Source organism: Hydrocarboniphaga sp. (genome assembly GCF_028291725.1).
Lineage (GTDB): Bacteria > Pseudomonadota > Gammaproteobacteria > Nevskiales > Nevskiaceae > Hydrocarboniphaga.
On sequence record NZ_JAQGNT010000101.1, the window covers coordinates 25,971 to 32,575 of the forward strand.

General features: G+C 64.2%; 5 protein-coding genes. 1 reads left to right on the forward strand and 4 read right to left on the reverse strand.

The annotated features are described in order from the left end of the window. Positions 1-174 precede the first annotated feature (174 nt). Positions 175-789 (reverse strand): DUF1294 domain-containing protein, encoded by a 615-nt coding sequence (locus JWQ90_RS26655; RefSeq protein WP_299698116.1) that lies wholly within the window; start codon positions 787-789, stop codon positions 175-177. A gap of 174 nt (positions 790-963) precedes the next feature. Beyond that, a complete protein-coding gene (locus JWQ90_RS26660; protein ID WP_299698117.1) occupies positions 964-2,220 on the reverse strand; it encodes a choice-of-anchor tandem repeat GloVer-containing protein in 1,257 nt (418 codons plus the stop codon). Between the two features lie 274 nt (positions 2,221-2,494). On the opposite strand from JWQ90_RS26660, the gene JWQ90_RS26665 reads away from it, so the two are divergent. After that, positions 2,495-5,236 (forward strand): tetratricopeptide repeat protein, encoded by a 2,742-nt coding sequence (locus JWQ90_RS26665; protein WP_299698118.1) that lies wholly within the window; start codon positions 2,495-2,497, stop codon positions 5,234-5,236. A gap of 7 nt (positions 5,237-5,243) precedes the next feature. Here JWQ90_RS26665 and JWQ90_RS26670 read toward each other — a convergent pair whose 3' ends face one another. Together JWQ90_RS26670 and JWQ90_RS26675 are read right to left on the reverse strand one after the other, a co-directional pair. Further along, on the reverse strand, positions 5,244-5,735 hold the full coding sequence (locus JWQ90_RS26670; RefSeq protein WP_299698119.1) for a hypothetical protein: 492 nt from the start codon (positions 5,733-5,735) through the stop codon (positions 5,244-5,246). A gap of 193 nt (positions 5,736-5,928) precedes the next feature. Next, positions 5,929-6,605, reverse strand: a 677-nt coding sequence (locus JWQ90_RS26675) for an acetyl-CoA C-acyltransferase (RefSeq protein ID WP_299698120.1), incomplete at its 5' end; no start/stop codon positions are given.

The following is a 6,605-nucleotide window of genomic DNA, read 5'->3' on the forward strand; positions in this document are numbered from 1 at the left end:
GCACGGCGCAGTGCCGCCAGCGCGCATCTAGGTTTCGCATCTGCCGGTTCTCCTGATATCGGCTCAGGCTCTATGGCCCGGCTCGTCCCGCGAATACGACGTTCCGCATACTTTGCGAGAGCGGACGTTCCGTCAATATTGAACTGCCTCGCGCGGCATGGCTGCCATTCACGCTCACCGAATGCCGAGACTCGCCGTATCTGACATCAGGTGCCGAGAATACGCAACGAAGCACAGGATATTGATGACCATGGTCCCCATGAAAACACCTTGAAATGGCTGCTTGATAGTCTTGTGTCGGAAGAGCCGCTGAGCAACATATGCACCCGGCCAGCCACCGACGAGGGCTAAGAGATGCAAGCTGCTCTCTGAAGTTCTCCAGCTACCGCTTTTGGCGGCAGTCTTGTCTGAAATGTACGCTAGAACAGTTATGAAACTCGCAATGACGTACAAACCGAGAATCGCTTCGGACGTATTCCCTTTCATGCCCGATATCACTAGATAGCCGACAAAAAGCGCTGTTACCACGCCGCAAACCCAGCTGGCTATCCCGGAGGGCTTGGCCTTCTGACTCTGTTGCCGCTCTGGAAACAAAACGTTAACGGCTTTGAAACGCCCATTCGCGTCGCGCTCTACTTCGTACGTGACGATGTCGTTCGCCACTGGCCTCCGTCGCTTTGTCGTGAATGCGCTGATGTGGACGAACACTCGATCTGTTCCCCCGTTCCACGTGATCGTACCGATGCCCTTTGCATCGTTCCAATTGGTGAGCTTGCCTTGATAGCGCATGTCCGATTTATGGCTAACTCTTATTCAAGCACGTCGGCCCGTTTCGTCATTCCCGCGAAGGCGGGAATCCAGAGGTTGGCCCCGGCGCGCGAGCCAAGCTCGGGCGGCTCTGGATTCCCGCCTACGCGGGAATGACGACGCCAGTGGACGCCGCTCAAGTAAGCGCCCTTCGGCTCAGGGCCGGGTGACGTGGAACACCGTGCCGGCACCAAAGGTATAACCGGATTCCGGCGGCGGCAGACCGCCGGACTCGGTTGCGCCGTACAGCGCACCGTCGAGCCCCTCGATCACGCCCTGAGGGCCTTCGCCGCTCAGGTTGATGTTGAACGAGGCCAGCGTCGTCAGCTTGCCTGCCAACGTCAGCTTGAACACCGTGCCGCAGCCCTGCGCGCCGATCTCGCACAGATCGTCCTGATACTGGCCGCCGCCTTCGGTCGCGCCGTAAAGCAGGCCGTCGCTGGCCTGGATCAGGCCGTGGTACGGCGCCGCGCCGTCGGCGCCGGAGAAGCTGTAGAGCATCGACAGCTGGCCGCTGCTGTCGTATTTGAAAACGGTGCCGCAACCCGGGAACGAGTTGACCGTGCAGCTGCCCGTACCGCCGGCGAAAGTGGTGCCGTAGAAACTACCGTCCTGGGCCTGGATGATGCCGGTCGGGCCGGTGCCACTGCTGCCACCGAAGCGGTGCAACGTGGTCAAAACGCCGGTCTTGGTCATGCGGAACAGGATGCCCGCGTCTTTCGGACTGCCGTACAGCGTGGTGCCGTACAGGTTGCCGTCGCTGCCCTCGATCAGCATGTAGGGATTGCTGCCGATGGGCCTGCGGAACTGGTAGAGCGTGCGCAGCGCGCCGCTCGCCGGGTCGAGCACGAAGATCGTGCCCTGGCCGCTGTTGGAATCGGTCGCTGTCACGCCATACAGCTTGCCGTCGCTGGCGAGGATTATGCCGCGCGGCGTCTCACCATCCTTGCCGGTGAAGAAATGCACGACCTTGTAGCCGCTGCCGTCGGTATTCATCTTGAAGATGACGCCGCAGCCGTAGATGCAGTTAGGATTGCCGCCGAACTGGGTCGTGCCCCAGAGCTTGCCGTTGGCGGTCTGCACCAGCGGCGCAATCGGGCCGTCGCCGTTGGTGCTGTCGAATGCGTGGAGCAGCGTGATCGTGCCGGCCGGCGTGATCCGGTAAACGGTGCCCCAGTTCGCGCCGCCAACCCAGGTGGTGCCGTAGAAGTTGCCGTCGCTGCCCAGCGTCAGGCCCGATTGCGGCTCCAGCCCGGTGGCGTATTCGCCGAAATAGAACACGTACAGATTGTCGGGCTGCGCAGCAATGGCGGCAGTGCTGCCGCCGAACAGCAGCGCGCCAATCAAGCTATTGCGCAGCACCCGTAGCAACGTGGCGCCGATTGATCGCGACGCCAGACGGTTCCCTTTCATGCAGTGTCCCCCGACCCTGGCGCGGCTTGCGCACAGGTCTGAGTTAAGCACAAAAAAAACGGAATACTCCAGCTTTTTGTGATGCGGGTATTGGCCAAGCCTTCACTTCGCGTTGCTGCACCCGCTTCAGCACCGTCGCCACGGAACGGCAGGCGCTCGGCGCTTGCACGCGCGCCGCCTATCGCCGGCCATAGGCGGTTGACCCGCCGCCGCGGCCTCACCCTAGAATCGGCCACAGGAAAGGCGGATCGACACCGCCCGGGGAACCGCCGCGATGCAGCCACCGAGTCCGCAGGTCGCAACACCGCTGTATCGCTATCGTTTCGACGGCGCCGAGTTCGACGAGGCCCGCCTGGAGCTGCGCGTCGCCGGGCTGAAAGTGGAGATCGAGCAGCGCCCGCTGCAGGTGTTGGCCGAACTGCTGCGCCACCCGGACGAAGTCGTCACCAAGGAAGAATTGTTTGAGCGGGTCTGGGCCGGCCGGCCGACCGTCGATAACGTGCTGGCCAGCGCGGTGACCAAGCTGCGCAAGGCGCTGGGGCCAGCCGCAAGTGAGCGCATCCTCACGCTGCCGCGCATCGGCTACCGCATCAAAGGGCCGGTCGAGCGCATCGCGGTCGGGCGGCGGCTCGACAGCCGGCTGGAGCTGCGCGCCGGGGCGCAGGTGCCGGGACGCGAGCATTTCGTGCTGGAGGCCCAGCTCAATCCTTCGCGCGGCAGTGAGGTATGGCTGGCGCGGCACGCCAAGACCCGCGAGCCGCGGGTCTACAAGTTCAGCGCCGACGGCGAGAAACTCTCGTTGCTGAAGCGCGAGGCCACGCTGTATCGCGTGCTGGCGGAAACCCTGGGCGAACGCGAGGACTTCGCGCGCATCGTCGACTGGAATTTCGAGACCGCGCCGTTCTTCCTCGAATGCGAATACGGCGGCCGGAATCTCGGCGACTGGGCCGCGGCCGGCGACGAACTTCAACAGCTGCCGCTGGATGCGCGGCTCGGCATCTTCCTGCAGATCGCCGGCGCGGTGGCCGCCGCGCACAGTGTCGGAGTGCTGCACAAGGACCTGAAGCCGGCCAATGTGCTGATCACGCCGCGCAACGGCGGCTGGCAGCTTCGGCTCACCGATTTCGGCAGCAGCCGGCTGCTCGACCCGCAGCGCCTCGCCGAACTCGGCATCACCCAGCTGGGCCTGACGATCGTCCCGGGCGCCGGCAACGATTCCACCAGCGGCACACCGCTGTACCTGGCGCCGGAGCTGATCGCCGGCCAGCCGCCGACGATCCAGAGCGACGTCTACGCGCTCGGGCTGATGCTGTACCAGCTGATCGTCGGCGACCTGCGCCGGCCGATGGCCTCCGGCTGGGAAGCGGACATCACGGATGAACTGCTGCGCGAGGACATCGGCGCCGCCACCGACGGCAACCCGGCGCGCCGGCTCGCCGGCGTCGCCGAACTGATCGAGCGACTGAATACGCGCGACGCGCGGCGCCGCGCAGGCGAGCAGATGCGCGACGCGGAACATCGGGCAGAAGCCGCAGAGCGTGTGCTGGAACGGACACGGGCACGCAGGCCCTTGCTGGTTGCGGCGCTGGCGATACTGATCGCCGGGCTCACCGTCAGCCTGTGGTTTTACGCGCAGGCGCTGCAGTCCGGACGCCAACTGGCGCGCCAGGTCCGGATCGCGCACGCGGTCAACGACTTCGTGGCACTGGATCTGATCGGCGCGGCCAATCCTTCAACCAGCGGCCGCTCCGGCGTCACCGTGATCGAGGCCGCGAAATCGGCACTGCCGCGCATCGACACCGCTTTCGCCGACGCCCCGGATATCCAGGCCTCGCTGCACCAGGCGATGCAGGAAGCGCTGGCCGGTCTAGCCGACTACGATAGTGCTGTCGCCGAAGGCCGAAAGGCAGTCGACGCGCACATGAAGTCAGTGCCGGTGGACGCGCTCGGCCTGAGCGAATCGCGTATCCGCCTGGCATATGGCCTGTCCAAACTCGGCCGGTATCCGGAAGCGGGCGCGACACTCGATGCCGCGGCGCCTGAGGTCGCCGCGCTGGCCGCCGCGCACCCGCAAACCCAGATCCGGTACTGGGAAGCGCTGAGCCAGATCAAGCTCGAACAGCTGGACGCCAAGGGGGCGGCGGCGCTCGATCGCAAGGCCTGGGCGCTGATGCAGCGCTTGCCCGACGCCGCGACGGCTTTCAGCGAGCGCATCGAATTCAATCTGGCGGACTCGCTGCAAATGAGCGGCGAAACCGCGGAAAGCGAGGCCTTGCTGCACGATCTCATTGCGCGGCAGGCGCAAACCTGGGGCCCGAAGCATTGGAAAACCCAGTTCACCACCGTGGTACTGGCAAACAATCTGATGCTACAAAAACGCTTCGACGAAGCCGCCCAGTTGCTGCCGGGTGCGGTCGAGGCGATCTCCGCGGCGCTCGGCGCCGCGGACCGGCGCACGCTGATGGCCGAGAGCGTACTTGGATACATCGATCTGGAGCAGCAGAAATTCGCGCAGGCGCTGCCGATCTTCACCTTGGTCCATGACGGCTTCGCCCGACAATATGGCGAGAACAACCAGGGCACGATCTCGTATCTGTCCAACCTCGCCTACGCCACCCAATACAACGGCGACCCGCGCGGCGCGGAGCCGCTTTACCGGCGTGCATTGGCGTCAGCACTGGCGATCCTTCAGGACGACAATCCGCAGGTTCAGTTCCTGCGTTACAGACTGGCGGACTGTCTGCTCGACTTGAAACGGCCGGACGAGGCTACAGCCCTGCTGAACGACCTCAATGCCGACAGTCTCAAGGCGAGTTCGCAACTGCCGGCCTGGGATGCGCTGCTCGCCTACCAGGCCGGACGTCTCGCGCTGCAGCGCGGCAATGCGGCCGCGGCTCTGCCGCTGCTGCAGAAAGCGGTCAGCGAACTCGGCAACAAGATGGCGCCGACGCTGGCGACCTTCCGCAAGCGCGACGGTGATCTGGTGACCCTTGCTGCAAATCGGATCAGCCGATAACGCCAGCTCAGCGGAAATCGGCGCTCATCTCCTGGTAGGCCTGATAAAGCGTCCAGGCTCCGTAGGAAGGCAGCGCCAGCATCGCGAGCACCGCCAGCTTGCTGCTGAGCCAGCCGAATAGGATGAAAGCCGGAATCACTCCGAACAAAGCTCCGAACACATACTGGGCAAAAATCATCAGCAGCATGCGCCTGAAACTGATGGCATATGACGGATGCTCGGCCGACTTGACGCCGATGATGACGTTGGTGAGGCCAAGTTGCTTATAGACGTAGATGCAAGCTGTGTCGCCCTGGTGGATGAACTGCGAGACGAAGTCCTGGCACAGGCGGATCTTGCGGAAAAACTGGTCGCCGATACGGAAGCTGACCAGTTCCACTGCGATCGGGATGGCGTTGCTCGCATAAGTCCGTCCGCTCACCGGATCGTGGCTGCTGCTGGCGACATAGCCGCCACCGGCGACGGCGCCGACGGAAATGACGCCACAGTACTTCGTCATGATGGTCTCCAGGTACGGGTTGATCGGGCCAGCCTGGAGTGAACCGATCGCCTGGGTCTGCACGAAGTTCTAACGGAGTTCTAACGCGACCCGCTCGATCCCGTTCGCCGACGAACAGCGCGATCCCGAGCCAAAGAAAAAGCCGGGCGATGCCCGGCTTTTCCGACTTCAGGTTCGACTTCGCCGCTGAAAGCTACTGCACCCGCTCCAGCACCGTCGCCACGCCCATGCCCATGCCGATGCACATTGTTGCGACGCCGTAGCGCGCGTTCTTCTCGGCCAGCACATGCGCCAGCGCGCCGGTGATGCGCGCGCCCGAGCAGCCCAGCGGATGGCCTAGCGAGATCGCGCCGCCCTTGATGTTGATGCGGTCCATGCGATCGCCGAGCTTCAGGTCCTTGATCACCGCCAGCGACTGCGCGGCGAAGGCCTCGTTCAACTCGAAATAGTCGACATCGCCGATCGAAATACCCGCAGCCTTCAGCGCCTTCTGCGTCGCCGGCACCGGGCCGATGCCCATGATCGACGGATTGCAGCCGGCCGCGGCCATGCCGATGATCCGCGCGAGCGGCTTCAGGCCCAGTGCCTTGGCCTTCTCTTCGCTCATGATCAGCGTGCAGGACGCGCCGTCGGAGATCGCCGAGCTATTGCCGGCGGTGACGGAGCCCTTGGGGTTGAACACAGGCTTGAGGCTAGCCAAGCTTTCCAGGTTGGCGTCGGGACGCACCACTTCGTCGAAGTCGACAATGATCGGCGCGCCATCGGAGTCGTGGCCCGGCGTGCCGACCATCTGGCTCTTGTACTCGCCGTTCTTCCAGGCGGCGTAGGCCTTCTGGTGCGAAGCCAGCGCGAATTCGTCCTGCGATTTGC

What these genes read in the sequence shown, in the direction of transcription:
- JWQ90_RS26655 (WP_299698116.1), bottom strand. Translation starts at nt 789, where the DNA reads ATGCGCTATCAAGGCAAGCTCACCAATTGGAACGATGCAAAGGGCATC.
- JWQ90_RS26660 (WP_299698117.1), bottom strand. Translation starts at nt 2,220, where the DNA reads ATGAAAGGGAACCGTCTGGCGTCGCGATCAATCGGCGCCACGTTGCTA.
- JWQ90_RS26665 (WP_299698118.1), top strand. Translation starts at nt 2,495, where the DNA reads ATGCAGCCACCGAGTCCGCAGGTCGCAACACCGCTGTATCGCTATCGT.
- JWQ90_RS26670 (WP_299698119.1), bottom strand. Translation starts at nt 5,735, where the DNA reads ATGACGAAGTACTGTGGCGTCATTTCCGTCGGCGCCGTCGCCGGTGGC.